Here is a 24,743-nt window from a genome sequence, read left to right as displayed (position 1 = left end):
CTTCGACAAGTAACGAGCAAACTGAGCCCAATAAATGTCGGCAATTATCAATACTCACAACGGAAATAGCCTTGAGGGCATTGCGATTGGGGCCGCAGCGCCTGATTTTGTTCTTCCGGACGAACAAAAGCGTGAATGGCGGCTTTCGGACCATCTCGGAAACGTCGTGGTTCTTTTGCTTTATCCTCAAAACGAAACGCTTGTTTGTACACGACAGTTGTGTTCAGTTCGTGATAATTGGCAGAATTACTTAGATACTAAAGCTGTCATAGTAGGAGTTTCACCGGCAACACCAGAGGAACACAATTCTTTCTCTCACAGTCGCAGTTTGCCGATCCCGCTTCTCGCTGATGGGGACAGGGCGGTCACGCGCATATATGGCAAGCATTGGCTGTATCCGATAAATTTGACGCGGGCAGTGGTCGTGATCGATGCGAAAGGTATCGTTAGAAACCGAGATATAATGCTCAGGGCTTTTCGCCCTTCTGATGCTCGTTTGATAACCGACATCTATGCGGCTCGCGGTGATGCTCTTAACGAAACATACGCTGATCTTCGAAATAGGATCTCGGCTTTTATCAGAAAATAAGCGGCCGATCTTGCTCATCGGCATTTTGTAAAATTGCAAGGTTTGTTTTATGATTGAACAGTGCAATTTCGTCTCATTTCTGAAAATACGCCGAAAGGCGACCAGCCGGAAGCAATCAGACAGATCGTTGAGGGTCTAAACGACGGTGTAAAGAATCAGGTGCTGCTTGGCATCACAGGCAGCGGCAAAACGTTTACGATCGCCAACGTGATCGCGAAAACGCAGCGTCCCACACTAGTTCTAGCTCACAACAAGACGCTTGCCGCACAGCTTTATCAGGAATTTAAAACCTTCTTTCCCGAAAACTCTGTTGAGTATTTTGTTTCATATTACGATTACTACCAACCGGAAGCATACGTTCCTGCCGCTGATCTTTACATAGAAAAAGAGGCAACTGTAAACGAAGAAATAGACCGTTTGCGTTTGTCGGCAACGCGTGCGCTTTTTGAGCGGCGGGATGTGATCGTTGTTGCGTCGGTGTCGTGTATTTACGGTCTGGGCGACCCTGATGCATATTTCGGGATGCTCATCTTTATCGAGCCCGGAATGAAGATCAAGCGTGAAGAGTTTTTGCAAAAGCTTGTCGAACTTCAGTACGAACGCGTGAATATCGATTTTGAACGCGGTGTTTTTCGCGTTCGCGGCGACGTTGTCGAATTATATCCAAGCTATCAGGATCAGGCGTATCGAATCGAGTTTTGGGGCGATGAGATCGATGCTATTTATACGATAGATCCGCTGCTTGGCGAGGTTGTAAAGAAGCACGAATCTCGTGTTCCGATCTATCCAAAAACTCACTATGTGATGTCAAGGCCAGTCATCAAGCGAGCGATCCAAACGATCCGTGCCGAACTCGAAATACACGAGGAGTTTCTCGTAAAGGAAGGCAAGGTCGTCGAGGCTCAGCGTCTGCATCAGCGGACGATGTACGATCTCGAAATGATAAAGGAAATGGGGTTTTGTCGCGGCATCGAGAATTACTCGCGGCATCTTACCGGTAAACTGCCTGGCGAGCCGCCGCCGACCTTGCTTGATTATTTGCCTGACAATGCATTGATGGTGATCGACGAATCGCACCAGACTGTTCCACAGCTCGGAGCGATGTTTAAGGGCGATCAGTCGCGAAAGGGAACTCTGGTCGAATACGGATTTCGGCTGCCGTCTGCCAAGGACAATCGGCCGCTGAATTTTCAGGAGTTCGAGGAACGCGTCGGTCAAACGATATACGTTTCAGCCACGCCGGGGCCGTATGAATTGACCAAGACTGAAGGCGAAGTAATAGAACAGATCATTCGCCCTACGGGTTTGCTCGATCCGATCGTCGAGGTTCGGCCTGTAAAAGGACAGATTGATGATCTTCTCGAAGAATGTCGTCTGCGTGCCGAGCGTAACGAGCGTGTACTGGTTACAACGCTAACCAAAAGGATGTCCGAAAATTTGAGCGAATATTTTGCCGAGGTCGGAGTAAAGGTAAGATATCTGCACAGCGATATCGTGACACTCGAACGCATTAAAATTCTACGCGATCTGCGTCGCGGCGAATACGATGTGCTGGTCGGCATCAATCTGCTGCGCGAAGGTCTCGATCTGCCGGAAGTGTCGCTGGTTGCGATCCTTGATGCCGATAAGGAAGGGTTTCTGCGTTCGCAGAGTTCGCTAATTCAGACGATGGGCCGAGCGGCTAGAAACTCTGATGGAAAGGCGATACTTTACGCCGATAAGATAACCAAATCGATGGAATACGCGATCAGCGAAACAGAGCGCCGACGCAAGATCCAGGAAGAATACAACACAGAACACGGCATCACGCCGACCACCATCATCAAATCGATCGACGCGACTTTGGTCACTGCTTACGAGGCCGATTACTTCAAGATCCCGCTCGACATCGATTCAATCGAAGAATATTCGCCAAAACAGTTAAAAGAGACCATTGCCCAACTCGAAGCCGACATGCGCAATGCCGCAAAAGAGATGAAATTCGAGCAGGCAGCCGAAATTCGCGACCGGCTGAAGTATTTGCGTGAGAGGGAACTGGCGGTTCGCTGACGGAATAGAAAAAGGCTTTTGGATTCCGAATTTTTTTATTTCGCGACTATTCGGAACAAATGAAATAAATCCAACGGACTCAATATATTACACGTTTTCCGGGTGTTTCATGGTGGGAAGAAGTGTGAAGGTTTCATACCGGGGTAGGAAAAAGTAGGATTTGTTCCAGTGTTGATTGGCAAAATGGAACCGTGCAGTCGTGTTGTTTTCGCGGCTGAAAAGTGCAGGTAATACACATTCGCGTTTCCATCAGTATTAAGATAAATTGTTGTTGTATGCAAGTTAAAACGCAGATGGACGATCTGCAAAACTACCTCACCGACGCCAGCAATATGCAGGGCGGTTACGCCGTGAAGCTGTTTATTCCCGAATCGGCCGAGGAGATCGCACAGATCATTCGTGAGGCAAATGAGAGCAAGACACCGGTCACGATCTCCGGCGCGAGGACCGGAACGGTTGGAGGTGCGATCCCGTTTGGGGGGTATGTTGTTTCGCTTGAAAAGCTAAACAAGATCGAGATCAACGAAGATCTGCGTTCAGCTACAGTTGGAAGTGGTGTGATTTTGGCCGATCTGCAAAAGGAGGTTGATGCTGAAGGGTTGTTTTATCCGCCGGATCCAACCGAATGGAGTTGCCAGATCGGCGGTACGGTTGCGACGAACGCTTCGGGAGCGAGGAGTTTCAAATACGGTGCAACGCGAAATTATGTCAAGCGATTAAAAGTCGTCCTTGCTGATGGCCAAATTTTGGAATTGCGACGCGGTGAGTTTACGGCTGATGACAATGGCTGGATAGCTTTGACAACAAAGATTGGTGAGATTCGCGTCAAGGCCCCAACATACGAGCGGCCCAACGTGCGTAAAAATGTCAGCGGTTATTTCAACGAGTCGCCGCTCGACGCCGTCGATCTGTTTGTCGGCAGCGAAGGCACGCTTGGGGTTATTACTGAGATCGAATTGACGCTGCTGCGAAAGCCGGAAGGTTTTTTTAGCGGAATTGTGTTTTTTGAACGGGAAGCCGATTTATTAAAATTTGTGGAATCGGCTAAAACCTCATCAATCTCAAATCGGAGATCTGAAATCTCAAATAGTATCGATGCGGCATTGATCGAATATTTTGACGCCCACGCTCTCAACTTCATTTCGGAAAACTTTCCCGAAACGCCAGGTGAAATGGCAGGGGCAATCTTCTTTGAGCAGGAAACAACTGCCGAAACGGAAGATTTGCTTCTTGAAGCTTGGAATGCGTTGCTCGAAAAGCACAATGCCGATCTTGAGCGTTCATGGTTTACGACAAACGAGCAGGATCGTGAAAAGATGCGTGCATTTCGTCACGCCCTGCCGGTTGCGGTCAATGAACGTATTTCAAAGTATAAGCAGCGAAAGGTCGGAACCGACATGGCAGTGCCGGATGCAAATTTCGGTTCATTTTTGCGATATTACAAAGTGACGCTTGAGGCCAGCGGGATCGATCACGTCATTTTTGGACATATCGGCGATTGTCACCTTCATGCGAACATGCTGCCTAAAAACGCCGAAGAAGCGGAGAAGGCTCGGCACATTTACAGCCGCTGCATCGCTCAGGCTATCATGCTTGGAGGAACGGTTTCGGCTGAGCATGGCATCGGTAAACTTAAGCTAAAATATCTCGCGGCAATGATGGGTGAGCGGTATTTAAATGAGATGGCCGAAGTTAAGCGGGCATTGGATCCCAACGGAATACTTGGACGCGGGAATATGTTTGACGAAAAATATATAAATTAACCATATGATCAAAGCAATATTAATGGACTTTAACGGGGTTATTATCAACGATGAGCCTGTTCAGATGCGGGCCTATCAAGAGGTACTCAAAGAAGAAAGTATTGACTTGACTGAGGCAGACTATTTGGCGTCTTTAGGAATGGACGACCGGACTTTTGTTGAGGCAGCTTTCAAACGGGCAGGGAAGTCGATCGAGAAGGTCGATGTTGAAGAGATCGTTGCAGCCAAATCAGCCAAATGGAAAACGATAGTCGATGCTGATCTCCCGCTTTTTGAAGGGATCGGTGATTTTGTTGAAAAGATGGCCCAAGAATTCGCCCTCGGCATCGTCAGTATGGCCGGTTGGAACGAGATCAATTTTGTGCTGGATAAAAGCGGTCTTGCCAAGCATTTTTCAACGATCGTAAGTGCAGCCGACGTATCGAAATGCAAGCCTGATCCGGAGTGTTTTCGTATTGGATTTAGACAGCTCGATGCGGTTCGCACATCGCAAGGCCATTTGCCAATGACGCACGGCGAATGCCTGGTTATCGAAGATTCACCTCCGGGAATTGTCGGTGCCCGAAACGCCGATCTGCCCGCGCTCGGCGTGACTAATACTGTATCTGCTGCGCAATTAAGAGCTGCCGGAGCGATGGCGGTTGCAACTGACCTGCGCGACTGGATGCCTGAGTCGATACGACGGGTTTTTGTGTAAATATGTCAGATTATTTTATTTCTTTTGATCAAGCTGAGAGCGACCTACTTGCATGTGCTGCGTTTCTTGCGGAACGCATAAAAAGCAGTGACGGCCATGCGTCTGCGATGCATACGATCGTGCCGCGATATTTGGCAAAAGGCGAGGTCGATCTCGCCGCTGAGCTGGCGAATGCAGTTGAGGACCCATTCTCTCGCGACAGACTTTTAACCGCCATTGCCGAAACATGCGCGGATCTCGATGACGCCGATTACGCACTTCAGCTTACCGAGGCGATCGACGATCACGGAATGCAGGCCCAAGCGTTCGAGCGTATTGCTCTGGTCATGGCTGGTAAGGGCAATGTCGAAAAGGCATCTGATATCGCCGATACGATGGCACATCCCGATTTTATTTACGCGGGCATTGCGGTCCATCAGGCATCTATCGGTGATGACGCCGGATCGGGATCGACGCTTGGCCGCATCGAATTTGCAACTGCCAGAGCAACTGCTTTGCAGCAAATCGCAGCGAAGCAGATCGAAACAAAAGAAAACGAAAAAGCCCTGAACTCTCTTGAACAAGCCCTCTCGGCGGCTAATCAGATAGAGCACGATGAAGAGAAGATCAGAACGCTTTGTGACATTGGAAATTTGTTCATTGAAGCAAAGCTCAATGGCAAAGCTATCGAGACCTTTGAAATGGCACGCTCGTCCGCCGAGGTGCTTGACAACATTCACCGAGACTTTTTTCTCGTGAATTGCGCTCTTGGTTTTCTGTTTGCTGGCAGCAGCGAACTCGCAGACAGCACACTAGATCTTGTTACCGATAAAACGCAGATGGCATCGGCTTTGCTCGGTTTTGCTCGTGATCAATGGAGCAAGGACGAAAAAAGTGATGCCATTGAAACGCTTGACGAGGCTTACGCTATCTTGAATTCACAGCGTGAAGCAGAGACTCGCGACAGTCGGGCGCGAAACGGATTACTTGCGTCTATAGGGGTTCAGTTCGCAGGTTTTGGCAAGACTGAACGGGGCATCGAAATAGCTCTCGAAAATCAAGATCCTGATGAGCGAATGGCCGCTCTTTCACAGATCGCCCAAATGTTTGCATTGCGAAAGGATGACGAACGTGCACGGCAAACGGTAAACCTTATCTCGGAAGACTCCGACCGTTTGCTCGCTTTGGTTGCATTGTCCGACGCAAAGCAGAAATTAGGTGAAAAAGAAGCATCCTTATCACTTCTAAATGAAGCTGCGGCTCTCGTCGAGACTGTTCCGCAGCTTGCATCGCGCTCGACAGTTCTGAACGAGATCGCAGTGCGTCTTGTCGGGCAGGGTGAGACGGTAAAGGCACGGGAAGTGTCGCACCAAAGCCTTGATCAAGTCTGCAACATTCGCGACGAAAGCAGTCGAGCGGTGGAACTGGCAAAGCTCAGCGGCGTATATGCACAATCAAATTTTGAACTTTCCGAATCGGAAAAGACCGTGCTCGGAAAATTGACCAGGACCGCATAAATTTTAAATGGAGATCAAACAACTCAAAGCATTTCTTGCGATCGCCGAGACCAAGACGTTTACGGCCGGCGCAAAGCTCGTAAATGTAACTCAGGCAGCGATCTCAATGCAGATCAGGCAGCTTGAGGAAGAGCTTGGTTTGCAGTTGTTTACGCGGACGCCGCGACGTGTGATCTTGACAGAGGCCGGCGAGTATTTGCTTGAACGAGCACGGAAGATCTTGCGGGAGCACGATTCGGCTGTGGCGGAGATCGCGGAGCTTGGCGGTGTCGAACACGGACGACTGCGAATTGGTTCTGCATCCGCAGAATTTGCGACGCTGCAGCTTCCTCACATTTTGCAGAGCATCAAAGAAAAATATCCAAACTCTGATATAAGCGTCAGCGCCGGTACGAGCCAGACGCTCGTCGAAAAGATAATGCACGGCGATATGGATATTGCGTTCGTCTCGCTTCCGGTGGACAACGCGAGCATCACAACCGATCTTCTTTTTATCGATGAGATCGTTGCGATCGCACATCCCGAACATCCGTTTGCAAATAAAAGATCGATCAGCCCGGTCGATTTGGCGGGTGAAAAGCTGATACTCGGTGAACGAGGCGGAAACACGCGGAGAATGATCGACGATTTCTTTAGCTCGGCAAATGTCACGCCGAACGTTATTATGGAGCTTTCGCGACAGGAGGCCATCAATCAGATGGTTGAAAATAATCTTGGTGTCGGCACGGCAGGTGCGAAAACTATAGCCGATGAAGTGCGCGAAGGCCGTCTGGTCTCATGGGAGATCGATGGAGCAGAGATCAATTGGGAACTAGGCCTTGCGCGACTGCGCGGCGGTTATTTTTCACCGATAGCAAAGGAATTCGTAGCTTTGTGTAAAGAACATTTCGTCGAACGTGAAAAGCAGCTTAAGGCACGAAAATAAATTGTGTTAAGCGTTGCTGCGAGCGGCGATGAACGACCTGACCGCGAGGATCACGAACCCGAGGCAGACAAGGGCCATCAAAAGCTGTGATACAACAGCGGCACCAAGGCTGAGTTCATTTATCTTCATCAGCAACCGTCCCGCTGTCATAACAAAGCCCAGCAGAGCAACCAAAACCGCCGCGTGCATCAAATGCTTTCGCAGTCCTTCGTTGGATTTGGCGACAAAGCCGAGTATTTCCAAGACAGTCCCAAAGGCTGCCGGTATCAACGCGGTGAGACTTGCGTTTCCGTTCATAAGGCCATAACCATAGCCGAGTATGCCGATCAAGGTCAGCAGCGAACCGAAAATTATTGATGTAATTGGCATAATTCTATTTTGACTTCAAGGCATCAATCTTATCCTGTAGTTTGGACGCCATACCAGGATCGAGCACATCAAGTTTAGTTTTTTGCGTCTGGGCCAGAGCAAAATTCTTTTGGCTAATATACACAAGACCGATGCCGTAAACGGCCGCGGCGTCCTTGGCATCGATGGCCAGAGCCCCATTGTATGCAGCTAAAGCCAAGCTGTACTGCTTCGAATTTAGGTAAGCGTCTCCTAAAAATCCATGAATCAAGACCCATTTTGGAGATAGTTCAATGGCCTTTTTGTAATGGGGAATGGATTCTGTAAATCTATTGTCGTTGTAATAAGAATTTCCTAAATTTGCATAGGCCTCTTCGCTCTTTGGGTTGAGGCGAATTGCTTCCTCTAACGCCGTAATTGCATTGCTATGCAGCTTTAAAGTGTTATAGGCCTTACCAAGTTCGATATAGGCAAGGGTGAATTTCGGGTTGAGACGGGTTGCTTCTTTTAGCAGCGTAACCGCCTCGGAATCCATATTCTTACGGCGAAGCAAAACGGCGAGTTCATATTGAGCATTCCCGTCTTTGTGTCCCAAAGCGATTGCTTTTTGAAAGACCTTGATCGCATCGTCCGTTCGTTTTTGTTGCTTGTAAACCACGCCGAGCAAATAATGCGTTCGAGCGTCGGTTGGGTTTAGGGCTATGGACCTTTCATATGCCTGAGCGGCGGCAGGTAGGTTGTTTTGCCGTTTGTGTGCGACGCCAAGCTCGGAATAGGCCTCGGCATTTTTGGGATCATACTCGATAGCCTTCATATATGCCGCAACTGCCTCGTTATAACGCTTCAAATAGTCGAGCGAATTGCCGAGATAAATGTGAGCGACGACAAGATCTGGTTTATATCGGACTGCATTTTGATAAGCTCCGACAGCCTCTTCGTATCGTTTTAATTCATAGTAAGAGGCTCCCAGATAACGATACGCATTCGCATAATCAGACTTATACCGGATTGAATCCTTAAATGCCGGCAGGGCTTCTTCATAACGGCCGAGGTTAAAATAACAAAGCCCGATATTGTAATATGCTGCGGATTCGGTCGGAACTTTTACGAGGTATTCGCGGTAGCTGGCAATAGCGGCCTCGTATTGCTTCGCAGAAAATTGCGAAGCTGCGCGGTCAAATATGGCTTTTGCGTCCTGTGCGTGCGCGGACATTCCGCAAACAAGTATCAGAGCAAACAATATCGAAGCATGTTTAATGTTTTTCATAGGAAGAATTTTCTAAACCACCTTTATCTTTGGTCGATCCAATAAAATTTTCGCCTAAATCAACCTAAAAGAAAAGAGTGACATAGACTCTTCTATTTTCGCATGTCATTGACCGCATTGGCTATGGTTTGTTTTAGATAGGAAGTGACAGCAGAGTATTTATCGTCGTCGGACATCTTCAGACCATGGACGCCGATCACATCCTTTGCGTAGAACGGAGTGCCGATCGTCATTTTCACTTTTGCTGGGCGAATACGCCATGATTTGCGTGGCCAGACTTTGTAGAGGCCGTCTATCGCAATTGGAACGATGGGAATGTCGAGTTCGGTGGCTAAGATGGCGGCACCTTTTTTGAAATTATGCAGTTCGCCGTCGAAGGCCCGTTCGCCTTCGGGGTAAATATTCAGTATCTTTCCGTGTTTAAGGCCGATGGCACCGGCTTTCATCGCACGCATTAGTTCGGTGTCGGGGTTGACGGGAACGACGTTTAGCATCTTGGCGACAAAACGCATAAACGCATTGTTGAAAAATTCGCTTGCACCGACGTGGAAGATATTCTTGAACAGAGCGAACGGATAAGTCGAACAGATCACGAATGGGTCGAGAAAGCTCTGATGATTTGGACAGATCAGGAAGGGGTTCTCGAGTTTACCGAGTTTGTTGAGTTTTGAGAGTTCTTTTAAATTGTTCAGGCCGTAAACCTCTAGGCGTGTGAAGACACGGAAGAATAGGTGAAAACACTTATAGACTGCAAAAGCGAATATCGAGAAAACAGGCCTGTCTTTCAAAATGCCCTGAACTTCGGGGAAATCGTCATCGGCTTCGCGGACGATCTTGCCCCAGTTCAGATCGACGGAGACAGCTTCGGTGGTCTCACCGCCATGTCTATTGACGAGTTCAATGACATTGGCGACGGTCAGTACCTGAGCGGCTTCGTCACCTACAAACTCGGTTGAAAATGCCTGTTCGAGCGCCGCGAACGTCTCGGCTCGGGCAAGGCTGTCGAGGCCTAGATCGATCTCTAGATTCATCGCGGGATGGACGATCTCAAGGTCTTTTGCATTCTGCTTGATCGCCTCGACGACGGATCTGCCCGCGTTTGTTTCGAGCATTGCAGTGTCGGAGGCGGTCAGTTCCCACGTCTTTGCTTCTTTAGCTTCGGCGGCGATCTCGCCGGTCTCGACCTCATTCTTTAGCTGAAAACGCTTGATTTTATTCGTCGCAGTTCGCGGCAGCGGCTCGGAGCGGATGATATAGTCGCGGACACGCTGGTATTCGGGCAGCTCGCGGCCGAGGCTGTCGAGCTCGTGGCGGATTGCCTCTTTGGAATTGGCGATCTTTGCCTGTTTGAGATAGCTGAAATCCGGAACAATGACGGCGGCCAGCTTTTCCGCACCGGCAAAGGCTTCGCTTTCGTCGGCGACTCCGATGATGGCGAGTTCAGCGACGAGTGGGCATTTTAGATAGTGAACTTCAAGGTCTTCGGGATGCACATTCTTGCCGGACGGCAGAACGATGACGTCTTTGCCGCGACCGACGATGTATAAAAATCCGTCTTTGTCGATACGGCCAAGATCGCCGCTGCGAAACCAACCGTCTTCGGTAAAGGCCTCGGCGGTTGCTGTCGGATTGCGGAAATATCCGTCAAAGACCATCGTGCCGCGTATCAGCACCTCGCCGACGCCGTCTTTGTCGGGATCGAGTATCTTGATCTCGGCGCCTTTCATCGGCTTGCCGACGCTGCCGACGCGATTGTCGTCTTCGTATGTCGCGGTCGCGGCACCGCTTGTTTCGGTCAGGCCATAGCCCTGGATTATGGTAAAGCCGAGACGATGAAAATCTGCGGCGACGGCATCATCAAAACGCGAACCGGCGGAGATCGCGATGCGTAGCTGGCCGCCGAATGATTCGTGGACCTGACCAAACAATTTGTTGCCCAGATTGACCCCGAGCGTGTCGCGACTGATCCCGTTCAGCTTTAACATTGAGCGGAAAAGCATCTGCACGGGTTTCGGCTTTGCGGCGACAGCGTCGAAGATCTTTTTGTGAAAGAGATACCAAAGCCGCGGAACCGTCGTCAGGATAGTCGGTTTGAAAATCTTCATCGACTCGCTCAATTCGGCGGGCGTCAGTTCTTTGAGATAACCGACCTGCGGGCCGAACGTGGTAGCGACCCAGAGATTTACGATCTGAAGATAGGCATGGAAAAGCGGAAGCAGGCTAAGGATCCGTTCTTTGTCCGAGAGTTTTAGAACGTCGTTTACACCCGAAAGCTCGCCTACAATATTGCCGTGTGTCAACGGAACGCCCTTTGGCGTGCCGGTCGTGCCGCTTGTGTACATAAGCAGAGCGATGTCGTCACCCTCTGCTCTTGGGACTTCATTTGCGAAGCTTTCGGGGAAATCAGTATTAGCCCAATCGGAAAATGAATGAAATCCGTTTGAAACGCCGAGTCGCTGAGACGCGGAGGAAGTTTCATCTTGGTTCTCTGCGTCTCCGTGACTCTGCGGTGAATCAATTTCCCAGACAATCGCAGGTATATGCCGGCCGAGTTTTTCTTCGATCTGCGAGAAACGTTCGGTTTGGTCGGGCGAAAGGAACACTACTTTTGCTTCGGAATTTTCGAGGAAATTGGTGATCGTTTCGATCTCGCCGTGCGGGTCGAGGGGCACACAAACGGCACCATGATAAATGGCCCCAAGATATGCGATGGCCCACGAAGGGTGATTTTCGCCGATCAAAGCCACGCGATCGCCGAACGCGACATTTTCCTGGCCGAGGCGATAGGCGACCGAGCGGATCTTGCTCAGCATTTCGGCAAACGTATATACTTCGTTGTCGTCACCGACAACGCGCATAGCTACCTTATCAGGCCGCTGCTCGAACGATGCTATTAGCATCTTACAAAATGTTTCAGACATGTTGATCGTTGGGTTCGACTATCTTACGTCCGCAAGCAATCTAAGTGCAAGGTCACGTGCCTGGCCACGGATCTCGGGAATGGCGGTTGATTCCCACAAAACCCCTTTCAAAGCCGTGCCAAGCGTGAAGACAACATCGGAATATTGGTCATTTTTATCAAGCACCGAGCCGTTTGGTGATGCTTTGATGCCGAGAGACAACTCGTCGTTGCGGATGTGTTTGCGTGCAATTAGATTTTTGACGAATTGAGAATCCAGCTTTGCGTAATTATTATGCGAGCCGATACAGTTCACAACCGCATCTGCGGAAACGCTGTGTTCCATATCAATAGTGGTGTAAACGATCTCAAATTGTCCCGAATCAGCATGCGTAATAGATTTAAGTCTTCCTTTCAGCGTCTCAAGTTTTCCGCTTGCCCGCATTTCGTCTAAGATCACAGCGGCCTCTGGCGGCATTCGGTGACGGGCGACATCCCAATATCGGCTTAGATGCTGCATAAAATAGCGTTTTTCTGCGATGGGCAATTGCAGCCACAAACTCTGCGTTGCGGGCCGTAGACTGTCGATCACCGCACGCCAATTGCTGTCATCGGCTTCGGCATATTTGATGTGGCGGCGAACGGATTTGAGAATATCCGTTATGCGGTCCATAGAACTAAGTTCGTCGTAAAAAGAGGGATATGTATATCCAAGTTTATGCACCGTTGGCAGCAAACCTCGCGTCGAGATCGCCGTGATCTTGCCTTTGTGATCGTGTTTGTGAAGATGAAGAGCAACATCAACCATCGACAGGCCGGTGCCAATTATGAAAATTGAATCGTCAGGGGCTACAGTTTCAAAAAGCCGTGCGTCCCAAGCACTGACAAAATATTTGTCAGCCGATGTAAATTGGCGGTCCGCGACATTCGGCTGCGGAGGATCAAAATTGCCGAACGCAAGCACGACCTTGTTGGATGGCAGTATCTCGCCTGACTTCAGCATAAGCTCGGCAGAATCACCATTTACCGAAAGGTCAACGGCTTCGTCATCGATCAGATTGAGCCGCACATTGCTGCCAACTGTTTCAGCGGTTTTTGAGAAGAGTTCGCGCAGGTATTCACCAAACATTTTGCGTGGAACAAAATCATGAGCGTCGAATGTGTGTCCTTTTTCGATAAGCCATTTGTGAAAATGCTCTACGTCATCGGGAAAAGCTCCCATCTTAAAAGCGGGCACGTTCAACAGATGCGTGTCATGACTGGTTCCAAACGCAACCCCACGGCCGATCCGTTTACGGCTTTCAACCAAATTGATCTCGACCGGGGAGTCACCGGCATTCTGCATTAGATTAACGGCCAATAGCGTGCCGCTTGCTCCTCCGCCGATGATCGTGATTCGTTTCATAAATCGACTTGCCGGGCGTATATCTCTTGCTAAAGACAGAAAGAGGTTGTGAAGCACACTTTTCACAACCTCAAAAACCGTTGGTGTCCTTCTTCGTTATGCCTACGAGGTTAGCTGTCGGGCTGGAAGCGAAGAAGTCTTCTCCTGTAAACCAGATACGCCCCTGTCTTGCAAAATGCAAAACCTTTGGTTCCCCCGCGTCGCGATCTCCCAGAGATAGTGACTTCGGCGTGTTATTTAATAAAAGTTTAACGGAAAGATATCAGGAAAGGCAAGAATTAGATTTTTCATAGCGTTTTCTTACTCGACAAGAATATGCAAAAGGCAAGATGATAGAATACAGCTATCAGTTAATTTAAAGATCGTCCGAATCGAAAGCCTAGCCGAATCTATGTCGCCAATTGCCATAACGCTAATTCTGCTCCTTGTCGCGATCATACTTTTTGCGACAGAGAAGATCCCTGTGGATATAGTGGCGCTGTTATTGGTAATGGCTCTTGTCCTTACTCAAGTATTGACAGTGCAACAAGCAGTTGCGGGATTTGGAAACGACATTATCATTACGATCGGCGGCCTTTTTGTGTTGGTTGGCGGTTTGGCAAAAACTGGCGTTGTCGATCTGATCGGGCGGCGTATGCATCGACTGGCCGGCGACAATGTTTTTGTCCTGACCGCTCTCATAATGGTTTCGGCAGCGGCAAGCGCGTCGGTGCTAAAGAATACGACGACCACTGCAATGTTTCTGCCGATCATCATCGGACTCGCAGCGAAAGCAAAAATTCCACCCTCGAAACTACTGATGCCGCTCGCATTCGGAGCGATACTTGGCGGAAGCTGCACGCTTATTGGCACCTCGACAAACCTAGCCGTAAGCGGAACTATCCAGCGGTATGGACAAGAGCCTTTTTCTATGTTTGAGCTTGCGCCGGTCGGGCTTGTGACCTTGTTTGCGGGGATGCTCTATATGCTCACGATAGGCCGTCATATGCTGCCCAGTCGCGGCGGTGAAGAGTCACTGACCGAGCAGTACAAGATGCGCGAGTACATTTCCGAGCTGCTGGTTTTGCCGGATTCGCCTCTTGTTGGAAAGACCATCGAAGAAGCGGACCTAAATCAAAAACTCGACCTCAATGTGTTGGGTATCTTTCGAGAAGGCGAGAGAATAAATGCTCCCAGTCCGTCGGAACGCATCAGACGCCGTGATTCGCTTATCGTCGAGGGAACATTAAGCGACATTCTTCGCGTAAAAGAGGAAGCGGGATTAGAGATCAAGCCGGACTTTATGTTGAGCGACACTGATCTTGAGGGCGGCAGTGTTGAGCTTTTTGAAGTGCTTGTGTTGCGTGACTCGCGTTTGTCCAGGCAAACATTAAAGACTCTCCAGTTTCGCGACCGTTACAATCTGACCGTACTTGCCATAAACCGCCATGGCCGAACGGTTATGAATAAGCTAAGCCATGTGACGCTCAACTTTGGCGACGTGCTGCTTGTTCAGGGCAGACGTGCGGGCATTGACCTGTTAGTTGCGGATAACGATGTGCTCGTATTGGAAGACGTTACGAGTGTCAATACACGATTTGAGAAGCGAAAATGGGCCATCGCAGCTTTTTTCTTGTTTCTTGGGCTTTCGATGACAAAGGTAGTTCTCGGCTACGAGATACCTTTGGCAATCGCAGTGCTAAGCGGCGTAATGCTGCTGCTTGTGTCCAAAACTGTGAAACATAGCGAGCTATACTCGCTAGTAAATTTTCGAGTGCTGGTATTGATCGCCTGCATGATGAGTTTTGGTGTCGCGATGGAGGCAACTGGCGCGGATAAATTTTTAGCAGCGTTCATTGTCGATAATCTGGGCGTGCTTGGGCCAACTGCGGTGCTTGCCGGTTTCTTTCTGCTGACGGTTGGACTCACTCAGCCTATGTCGAATCAGGCTGCTGCCCTCGTCGTTCTGCCGGTCGCTGTCAAAGCGGCGATCGCTCTCGGCGTCAACCCAAGAACATTTATTGTCGCGATTACTTATGCAGCCAGCTTTTCCTTCATAACACCGCTTGAACCCGCGTGCGTCCTCGTCTATTCGCCGGGCAGATACAGATTTCTGGACTTTGTAAAGATAGGCTCGATCCTGACTGTGATCGTTTTCGTTGTGGCAATGATCTTGGTGCCAATATTCTGGGAGCTCTGACCTCTACTCCAATCAAAAATCGAAAAAGGATCGGTTCTAAAATTTTCAAAAATGATTTTCAAAAATTGCGCTAAATTGACCAGTTTTTAAATGTGGCACGTGCCACATTGTTGTGATTTGTTAGCAAAATCGATGTTTTTTGAATGCGGCTATTCTGACCGAGTTAAAGTGTGGGGTTATGCTGTCAGTGTTAAGTTATTGAATATATTGTACTTGTTGGAATTGAGGATTTTCTTTTTGCCAAAAAGCCACCTTTGAGTGCCAAAAAGCCATCGGAGACCCCCCTAAAAGCCATCGGAGACCCCCAAAAAGTTATCGGGTGAAAGGCGATTTTTTGGCTTTTTTAAAAAAGTCTCCATTCAGGTTCTGTCGTTCTCTTCATTAACCTTTTCCATCCAGTATCGTCACTCCATTCGTTACAGTCGTTCTCGACGCCGAATACGATATTTTACTTGTAAAAACTGTAATTCAGGTATAACATCATTGGCTAATAAGCGTTCTCAGGCCGATCTTCTTTGCTGTTTTTTGAGATGACCGATAGGTTTTCTGACGAGCGTGAATTGTTCATTCCAAAAAACAAATAGGAGACCCGTCAATGAAACAGGCAATTTCGACAATAATCATTTGCTTCGCGGCAGCCATTGCCGCTGCAAATTCCAAACCCGTTAATTTTTCCGTCGCTTATACAGATCTTTTCTGTGGCAATGCACTGCCTGTTTCTCCGTCCGCACAACCTGTTGTCCGTCCGCCGCACGGTGGCCCGGTGACGGTGGACGTGGGCATCTCGAGCTTCGCATTTGCTCCACCCAATGTGACCATCAATGTCGGCGATACTGTGAGATGGACAAATAACGGCGGAGCTCACACTACAACCAGCAATACCGCCATCTGGGATTCGGGCGTCATCTCAGTTGGACAAATGTTCAGCTTTACCTTTAACACTCCGGGCCTGTTTCCATATATATGCAGCATACATCCATTTATGACGGCGGACGTCAACGTATCAGGACCGGCACCTACGCTTGTCATCAACGAGATCGATTACGACACGGTGAGCGCGGATGACCGCGAGTTCATTGAGTTGAAAAATGTCGGTGGTGTGGAAATAAACCTCGATCCGGTTGTGGTTGAATTGGTAAATGGCGCGGCTTCACCCACAATTTATCAGTCTATCGATCTGCCAAATGTCGATCTGGCTCCGGGTGACTATTATGTTATCTGTGGTGATGGAGCGACGGTGCTGAATTGCGATCTTCATCTGACGCCGGGCACAAATATCGTTCAGAATGGCGCTCCGGACGCTATCGGAGTGCGCATTTCGGGCGATCTCGTTGACGCCGTTTCCTATGAGGGAGACACCGGCGCTCCATACACCGAAGGTTCGGGAACGGGTTTGATGGATGACAGCGTAACTGCGGCTATTGGCCTTTCGCGGTTTCCGGATGGAACAGACACTGATTCAAATAACGTTGATCTGTCGCTCCGCTGTATCTCGCCAGGTGAAGTAAATATTTCATCGAACTCGGGCTGTGCAGTCGGAACAAGCCCGACGCCGACACCGACGCACACGCCAACCGGCAGTGCAACAGCGACTAACACGCCAACACAGACCTTAACGGGAACACCAACAGCAACTGCAACAAGCACACCGTTTTCGGGCAGTTATAACGTCGGGACAGGGGAAACGTACACATCCCTGACAATGCCGGGCGGCATCTTTGAGGCGATCAATGCCTCATTTGTCACGGGCAATGTGACGATCAATATTACATCCGATCTGAGCGGTGAGAATGGTGTTGTAGCACTCAACGAATTTGCATCGCCCTTCACAGTTTTGATCAAGCCTTCCGGTGCCGCTAGGACCATAACAGGTTCGGGAGCGACTGGGATTATTCGTTTGAACGGCGCCGATAACGTAACCATCGACGGCTCCACGAACGGAAGCGTTGTCACAGGAGTTGTCGGCGGTAATCCTGCTATTCGCGAGCTGACTATCGAAAATACAGATGTCACGACCACGTCGAGTGTGATCATCCTGGATGCCGGCCCAAACGGCGCACAAAACAGTGTGATCAAAAACCTTAACGTTCACGGCAGCAGCCCGGATCAAACTGGCTATCTGATAGCCGTTGGCGGAGCAACCGGCGGAACACAAGGCGCGGCCAACAATTCCAACACGGTTGAAAATTGCAGCCTCCGCCGCGCGATCATTGGGATCTGGTTCAGCGGAGACGATATAAACCAATTCAATCAAATAAGGGGGAATGACATCACGGGCACAGGCGCAGACGGTATCCGTCGTGCGGGAATCACTGTGGGCAATCAGGACACAATATATATCTATGAAAACAGCATCGGCGGGATCGATTCAAGTACCACTCAGGATGTTATAGGAATCGGCCTCGGATTGCTGTCGATCTCAAACAATGTGTCTGCCTCCAACAATGTTACCAACGCTGAGGTTTATCGTAATAAGGTCCATGGTGTTCAGCATACGAATGAACGAAGTGCGGTAGGCATAGCTATGGTCGGAACGGCGCAGGTCTTCAACAATATGGTCAGCGGCGTAATATCAAATGCCACCGGTATTGAAATTGTTGCTGGAATCTATGCAGCGAATAATACGGAGGGAGAGTTTGCCCATAATTCGGTCTCAATGACTGGTGATCGCGGATCCGCAATAAATCAGGCTCCAAGTTTTGCATTTGCCGCAGGTAATAGTCCCAGTTTATCGGTTGTCAACAATGTCTTTTACACGAGTCAGACATCGAGCGGTGGAGCGAACGCATTAAGCTATGCGCTCGGAACCCGGTTTGGCGGTTCCTACAGTACCAACAGTTTTAACTACAACGACTTTTGGTCATCAGGAGCGAACGACGGCGGCTTTAGAAGAGGTTCACTCGCGGGCGGAGCGGGTGTTGACTACGCTAACCTACTAGGATGGCAGGTTGCGACCACGCAGGATTTTAATTCGATCGAGGCAGACCCGCTGTTTTTAGATTCGGCCAATGACCCGCATATTCAGTATGCTTCACCCGCAAGAAACGCCGGAGGTCCTTTTGGATTTGCAACAGATTTTGATGGTGACACCCGGCCGCAGGAAGGCATTGTTGATATAGGTGCCGACGAACTGTTTGCCGCAACACCTACAAACACGCCGACACCTACAAATACTCCAACGCCTGCGGAAACGCCGTCGATCAGCGGAACTGTGACATACGGCAATCCGGCTTCGCCAACGACGAAGTTCATCTCAAATGCAACCGTCAATGGTGCCGGTTCGCCAAATGTTACCGCATTTACTGGTATTCCAGGTCCGACTGCCGGACAGTACATATTGACCGGTTTTGGTTCCGGATCTTATACAGTCTCACTCGCCAAAACAACGGGACAGAACGGCGTCTCGTCAGCCGACGCGGCGAGGATCGCGCAGCATGTTGCGGGAACGCTGTTCATCACCAGCGACCGGCAGAAGATCGCTGCGGACATTACTAACAACGGAGCGCTTTCTTCAACCGACGCTGCGCAGCTCGCAAGGTTTGTGACGGCGCTCGGGCCGCCCATTGGGCTTACAAATCAATGGAGATTCTTTGTTCCGGGCGTATCACAACCTACGTTCCCGATCGGAGCGTCACCGACGACTCGAATCTACACGGACCCGATCGGCGTGCAGACCGGACAGGATTATATAGGCATTCTTGTCGGCGAGGTCACGGGAAACTGGAACCCGACAGCAGCAAGACCGGCGAGAACAGTGGATAGCGAAGACAACTACAGAATGGCGAGACCGATCAACGTTACGGTTCAGGAAGTTTTGACGGCAGCGGAAAAGGAGATCGTTGTTCCGGTGAATGTTGATGGCATTGCAGATAAGGGAGTGTTCTCTTATGAGTTTGATCTTCGATATGATCCTACGGTGATGCAGCCTATGGTCGATCCCGTTGACGTTGCAGGAACAGTCAGTCGCGGGCTTTCGGTTGTGACGAATGCGATTGAGCCGGGGCTTTTGAGGGTTGTTGTTTATGGGGCTTATCCGATAGATGGCGATGGTGTTTTGTTGAATCTCAGATTTACTTCTGTTGGCACATCGGGTTCGGTGTCGCCGATCTCGTTTGAGCGGATAATGTTTAATGAAGGCGAGCCGCGAGTTGCCGTGACTGACGGAAAGATCGAACTGTTCTAGAGTTCGTGGAGTCGCAAAAATGGGTAGGGGCGATACATTCGGTGGTGAGTGTATCGCGCTTACTTACGTGCGGGCTTCTGCAAAGAGAAAAAGAACCCAGTCGCTACCGCTCCCGGTTCTGACACGTGCGGGCTTTTGCATTGATAATAAAAATTAGTAACAAAAATTTGGGTCAGTCGGCGCGATTCTGTGATTGTTTTGCGACTTAGCTTGTTGGGACGCGGATGTGTAGGGCGTTTGGGATGATCTCGTAGGTAGCGGGGAGTTTGCCGGGGAGTTCGCCGTCGGTTTCTAGGAGGATCTCTGTCTGCGAATCGAGGGCGGAGACTTCGACTTTTTGGGCGAGAGTGCTTTTGACCTCTTTGAGGGCGGTGTGTGTGCCGCGATATAGGGTGTAGGCGTTCAGGATGATCTTTGCGGTGCTGATGTCGCCGATATTTACTACGTCTAGGAGGCCGTCGTTGATCTTGGCATCGGGAGCGATCATCATACCGCCGCCGAAATATCGGGCGTTGGCGATGCAGAAATTTATTGTTTGCAGAGCCTTTTCTTCTTTGTCGTCGATCCGAACGCGAACGGTTGTCGGATCGAGTTCGAGGACCTCGCGAAGTGTCGAAGCGGCAAAATTTGCCCGGCCTCGGACGCCGTCTATCGGCAGCCAGTCAAATATCTTTGCTGATTTCACCCGCTTGATGATAGACGCGGCGAGGCCGAATGACGAGACGTTGAGAAAATATCGTGAGACGGTTTTGTTGTCATGATCGAGAAAAGTGACTTTGCCCACATCGATCTTTTGGGTTTCGCCGTCACGAAGAGCGGCCGCAGCTTCGCGGTTGGTCAGCGGCAATCCTAGAGTCCGTCGAAAGTCGCCACCGGTGCCCGAAGGCAAGACGCCGAGCTCGGCATCTTTGCCCGAACGCAGAATGCCGTTGGCGACTTCGTTGATAGTTCCGTCACCGCCGCATGCGATGATAAAACGCCTGCCGGAGTTAGCGGCACGTTCGGCGAGGTCGATCCCGTCGCCTTGGCTCTTTGTGAACGTGACGTTAAACGGCCCAAAGTGAGCCCGCAGATCGCTCGCCGTCTGCGACCATTTCTCACGCGTCGAGCCGGACGCCGATTTCGGATTGACGATAACCAGCGGCAGGGACAGATCGTCTGAGATTGTATTGTTCTTTGACAAAATATTACCTAAACTAGATTTTGAGGCTATCGCGCCCGTCTAGTCAAAGGCACAAAAATAGCGGCTACAAGAACCGCTATTAAAGAACGTGAATCATTGGGCTATCTTTCAACGAATCGCAAACGTGTGGTCAAACAAAACGCGAGCCGGATTGTTTCTGATCCGTTCGCTCAGAGTCACTTGTTTGGGAGCGACCGCCATGAACGCCTCGATGTCGGCGGTAGATCTCGGCAGATTTTTGGTCATCCATTCTACGCCGGTTTCGGTTACTACCATGTCGTCTTCGATACGGACGCCGATGTTCTTATATTTTTCGAAGAGCGGCTGTACCTTTTCGATAAAGGCGCGGTTTAGAGGTGTGTCAGGCAAATTTGCAAGTGCGTCTTCGCGAATGTAAATGCCCGGTTCGTTGGTGTAAACCATGCCGGCTTTCAGCGGGGCACCGTAATCGCCGACGTCATGGACGTTCATCCCGAGCCAATGTCCTAGGCCGTGAATGTTCCAAACGCTGGAAGCAGGAACCTCCATCAGTTGGTCGTTGAAAAGCATCTGTACCTTTGCGTCAGCAGCAGGGATCAGGCCAAGTTTTGCAAGGCCGGTTTGTATGACGCCGCGTGAGGCAGCGCTTAAATTACCAAATGTGGTTCCTGGTTTGGTTGCTTTTGCAACGGCTTCCTGAGAGTCGTAAATGATCTGATAAATTTCGGCCTGCTCTTTTGAAAATTTGCCGTTGACCGGAAATGTGCGGGTCACGTCGGCGGTGTAGTGGTCGTATTCCGCACCGACATCAAGAAGAAGCAGCTCGCCTTTTTTGACAGGGCTCTGCGACTCTACATAATGGAGCGTCGTTGCATTGGGACCGCAGCCGACGATCGACGGATAACCCCAAAAATCAGCATTGCGGCGGCGAAATGTGTATTCGACCTCGGCGTGAACCTCGTATTCCCAATTTGCACGCCCGACGGTCGCCATAGCACGCATGTGAGCCTCATTAGAAATATCAACGGCGTGTTGAAGAATCTTCATTTCGTAAGGCGATTTGATATGGCGAAGCTGGGCAAAGATCGGTTGCGCGTTTTCGACTTTGTAGCCTGAGAGATCTTTTGAGAATGTGTTTTCAACGGCAAATTCACGCATGCCGTCGCGGTCCTGAGGGCCTTCCGGCAGCAGCAGATAGATCGTTTCTGCACCGGTCGAGATCGAGGCGGTGCCATCTTTTGAGGCAAACGCTTTCTTTTCCTTTAAGGATTGAAAGAAGGCATCGCGCTCGGATGAATCGACAAGATTCTTCAGGCCGGAAATATTCATCGCTTGTTCACGCGAATACATTCTGCCCTCCCAAGCTTCGCGAAGCGGTACGCGTTTTGGCAAAAAGAGAGTTTCGGTCACATTGCCGCCGTCTTTTGTCATAACAAACGTCGCTCCGTCTTGTTTGAGGGCCGTAAGATAATAGAGATTGTTCTCTTGACGGTAAACGTAGTCGACATCGTTCGTGTAGAGTCGCGGCTCGGCTGAGAACAGTATCAGTACGCTCTTGTCCGCCATCTTTGCAGCGACCGCTGCACGCCGGCGAGCAAGCTCACTTTGGCGTTCGGCATCAGAGAACTTTGGAGCGGGCGGAGCGACGCGGATCGATGTCGGGCCCGTTGCAGCTTTGAGCGGCATCGCGACTGCCATAAATGCGAACAGAGAAATTATAGTGAATATTCTTTTCATCTTAGTACCTCAAAATTAACGTCTTTGAAAGACGTGTTGCCAAAATAATCGGCGGCGAAAACTCGTAATGTATAAGCGCCGTTCTCAAGCGATGCGGCGTCAAGCAAGTCCTCGTGAAATTCATCGCCGTCAACATAGTTTGTAGCGATATAGTTGAATATCGTTTCGCCGGTTGCTCCCGACTTGCTGCCATCGGCGTAAACCAATTTTACAGCATCGCTCGACGGCATACGGTCAAATCTGATTGGCCATTTAGTGTTAGCAACCGGCAAGTTCGCTCGTAATATCTGATAACCGATCTGATAGATACCTAACCGCCGACGATCGGAATTACCGTCTACTTGGTCATACGAACGGACGACGACGCGCGTTTTCCCTGACAGTTTAATACGGGCGTTATTCGCTTCGGTTTCGATTTCGTGCCAATTTTCGTCGAAGACCGTAACTTTTTCAATTGTTGGCGGCCTCGAATCAGTTAAATTAGGGAAAATAAGAGCATCAAGTGCGTTCATTTCTGAACCACTCCGGCCGGCGATCAAGTGGACGTGATTCATCTGATTTAAAGTGCCGATCGGTTCACCTGCATTGAATTTTGTGCCTCGCGGAATTCGAACGCCGGTCAATTTTCCGGCGGCATCTTTTTCGAATTGAAAACGTTCGTCGCCGAATGGAACTGATGACACATTGCGGCCCAAGCGAATGTGAATATAGCCGAGCGTCGGCATTCTGAGCAGTTCGCGCAAGGTGCCGAAATTTTCTGCCGCCACCGGATGAAGCACTTTTTCGTCGCGAACGAATCTAGCTGTTTCACCGTACGCACCGGCGATGTCGAGCCCGTTGTGGAATCTGGCGGGATGTTTAGTCTCGGGAATTTCACCGCGAATTTCGCCAAGCGTTCCGGCAATGTCGCGCTTGTTTTCGGGCGGATCATAGGGCCATCGAGCCGGCCGCAATGTGCGAAATTCTTCAGGCTTGTCTCGAAGAGCTGCTATTTCATCAGCGGTTATCTCATGCCCTGACTTTCGCGAGCTAAATCGCCTGATAAGACGATTGTCGCTGTCAGCAACGAGCAATTCACCGGAGCTATTAACCGCAAGACCCGACGGTCTGTTGAAACGTGCGCGAGCTGCTTGACTGTCTTTGATCCCGCGAGTTTCGTTTGAGATCGTCTCGACAAAGGGAATCACATGCCCGCCGATTTGCCGGATCGCATTGCCATCGGCGACAAAGATTAACTGATCGTTGTAAACGGCGACCGCGGTCGGTTGGACAAAAGATGAAGCCAATAACGCTCCGTCTTTTAGATCCAGGTCGCCGTTGCCAGCCAGTGTCCAGACGCGCCCGTCAGGCTCGATAACGCGGATCCGCCGATTGCCGGAATCGGCGACAAGAAGTTTGTCCTGCCAGACAGCGATGCCGCAAGGCGTATGGAATTTAGCATCCGCGCCAACTCCGTCAGCATAACCAGGCGAACTGCCGACGACGGTTGAGACTTGACCATTTTCTATAACGCGGATTCGGTCGTTATATGCGTCGGCAACGTATATTTTTCCGTCACCCGCGACGGCAATACCGGTAGGTCCGTTGAAAAGAGCGGATGACAAGTCGCCGTCGGCAAAACCCTTTTTGTCGGGAACTCCAGCGATAATAGTAGGGCTAGGATCGAGCCCGTAAATTACATGGCGGCCTGAATCAGCGACCACTAAATGGCCGTCGCTGCCGAACGCAATACCGGAAGGCGTATCCAAACCGCTTTCTTCCGAAATGAGTTTACCGCTATTCGAAAGAATCAATATCTTTCCGTTGAGGCCATCAGAAACGTAGATTTTGCTGCCGTTGACCGCGATGCCAAATGGTTCCCCGAATTCTCCATTTATCCCGGCGACAGTCGAAACGAAGCGGAGCGAAGCAATATCATTTGCCGAAGGCCACCAAAACCAAATGATTGCCGCGAGACATGCAAACAAAAACAGACTCGCCGCCGCGAATATTGGAGTTTTGATGTTTGGACTTTTACTTGGGCGGAACCGCATTACTCTCTGGT

Annotated in this window: 15 protein-coding genes; 8 read left to right on the top strand and 7 right to left on the bottom strand. The window is 50.0% G+C overall.

The features are described from left to right. Positions 1-34 precede the first annotated feature (34 nt). The 6 genes from IPL32_01585 (at position 35) to IPL32_01560 (ending at position 7,519) form a co-directional block, all read left to right on the top strand. Positions 35-589 (top strand): peroxiredoxin, encoded by a 555-nt coding sequence (locus IPL32_01585; GenBank protein MBK8464499.1) that lies wholly within the window; start codon positions 35-37, stop codon positions 587-589. 60 nt (positions 590-649) lie between these two features. Continuing rightward, the gene (gene uvrB, locus IPL32_01580) at positions 650-2,638 is read left to right on the top strand and encodes an excinuclease ABC subunit UvrB (protein ID MBK8464498.1); all 1,989 of its coding nucleotides are present in this window, start codon (positions 650-652) and stop codon (positions 2,636-2,638) included. Positions 2,639-2,913: 275 nt separating this feature from the next. Then, on the top strand, positions 2,914-4,401 hold the full coding sequence (locus tag IPL32_01575) for an FAD-binding oxidoreductase (protein MBK8464497.1): 1,488 nt from the start codon (positions 2,914-2,916) through the stop codon (positions 4,399-4,401). Positions 4,402-4,405: 4 nt separating this feature from the next. Further along, the gene (locus tag IPL32_01570) at positions 4,406-5,098 is read left to right on the top strand and encodes an HAD family phosphatase (protein ID MBK8464496.1); all 693 of its coding nucleotides are present in this window, start codon (positions 4,406-4,408) and stop codon (positions 5,096-5,098) included. Between the two features lie 2 nt (positions 5,099-5,100). Then, on the top strand, positions 5,101-6,594 hold the full coding sequence (locus IPL32_01565; GenBank protein ID MBK8464495.1) for a hypothetical protein: 1,494 nt from the start codon (positions 5,101-5,103) through the stop codon (positions 6,592-6,594). 7 nt (positions 6,595-6,601) lie between these two features. Beyond that, on the top strand, positions 6,602-7,519 hold the full coding sequence (locus IPL32_01560; protein ID MBK8464494.1) for a LysR family transcriptional regulator: 918 nt from the start codon (positions 6,602-6,604) through the stop codon (positions 7,517-7,519). Positions 7,520-7,525: 6 nt separating this feature from the next. Here IPL32_01560 and IPL32_01555 read toward each other — a convergent pair whose 3' ends face one another. The 4 genes from IPL32_01555 to IPL32_01540 all read right to left on the bottom strand — a co-directional run bounded on the left by IPL32_01555 (position 7,526) and on the right by IPL32_01540 (position 13,438). Next, the gene (locus tag IPL32_01555) at positions 7,526-7,888 is read right to left on the bottom strand and encodes a hypothetical protein (GenBank protein ID MBK8464493.1); all 363 of its coding nucleotides are present in this window, start codon (positions 7,886-7,888) and stop codon (positions 7,526-7,528) included. Between the two features lie 4 nt (positions 7,889-7,892). After that, positions 7,893-9,134 carry a tetratricopeptide repeat protein gene (locus IPL32_01550; GenBank protein MBK8464492.1) on the bottom strand — a complete coding sequence of 414 codons (1,242 nt, stop codon included), beginning with the start codon at positions 9,132-9,134 and terminating at the stop codon, positions 7,893-7,895. Positions 9,135-9,226: 92 nt separating this feature from the next. Then, positions 9,227-12,055 (bottom strand): AMP-binding protein, encoded by a 2,829-nt coding sequence (locus IPL32_01545; GenBank protein MBK8464491.1) that lies wholly within the window; start codon positions 12,053-12,055, stop codon positions 9,227-9,229. 18 nt (positions 12,056-12,073) lie between these two features. Continuing rightward, complete coding sequence (locus tag IPL32_01540) at positions 12,074-13,438, bottom strand: FAD/NAD(P)-binding protein (protein ID MBK8464490.1); 1,365 nt, start codon at positions 13,436-13,438, stop codon at positions 12,074-12,076. A gap of 391 nt (positions 13,439-13,829) precedes the next feature. Here IPL32_01540 and IPL32_01535 point away from each other — a divergent pair, with 391 nt between their 5' ends. Continuing rightward, positions 13,830-15,617: an SLC13 family permease gene (locus IPL32_01535; protein MBK8464489.1), complete on the top strand. Its 1,788-nt coding sequence runs from the start codon at positions 13,830-13,832 to the stop codon at positions 15,615-15,617. A 595-nt stretch (positions 15,618-16,212) separates the two neighbouring features. Continuing rightward, entirely contained in the window at positions 16,213-19,800 is a 3,588-nt protein-coding gene (locus IPL32_01530; protein ID MBK8464488.1) for a lamin tail domain-containing protein, read from the top strand. 205 nt (positions 19,801-20,005) lie between these two features. Here IPL32_01530 and IPL32_01525 read toward each other — a convergent pair whose 3' ends face one another. The 3 genes from IPL32_01525 to IPL32_01515 form a co-directional block, all read right to left on the bottom strand. After that, a complete protein-coding gene (locus IPL32_01525) occupies positions 20,006-20,983 on the bottom strand; it encodes a diacylglycerol kinase family lipid kinase (protein ID MBK8464487.1) in 978 nt (325 codons plus the stop codon). Between the two features lie 108 nt (positions 20,984-21,091). Then, complete coding sequence (locus IPL32_01520; GenBank protein ID MBK8464486.1) at positions 21,092-22,699, bottom strand: aminopeptidase P family protein; 1,608 nt, start codon at positions 22,697-22,699, stop codon at positions 21,092-21,094. Beyond that, a complete protein-coding gene (locus IPL32_01515) occupies positions 22,696-24,732 on the bottom strand; it encodes a hypothetical protein (GenBank protein MBK8464485.1) in 2,037 nt (678 codons plus the stop codon). The genes IPL32_01520 and IPL32_01515 overlap by 4 nt, the downstream gene beginning before the upstream one ends. Positions 24,733-24,743 lie beyond the last annotated feature (11 nt).

It is taken from the genome of Chloracidobacterium sp., from assembly GCA_016711345.1.
Taxonomy (GTDB): domain Bacteria; phylum Acidobacteriota; class Blastocatellia; order Pyrinomonadales; family Pyrinomonadaceae; genus OLB17.
Note: the sequence above shows the minus strand (reverse complement) of the source record. Positions and strands in the feature narration are given on the sequence as shown.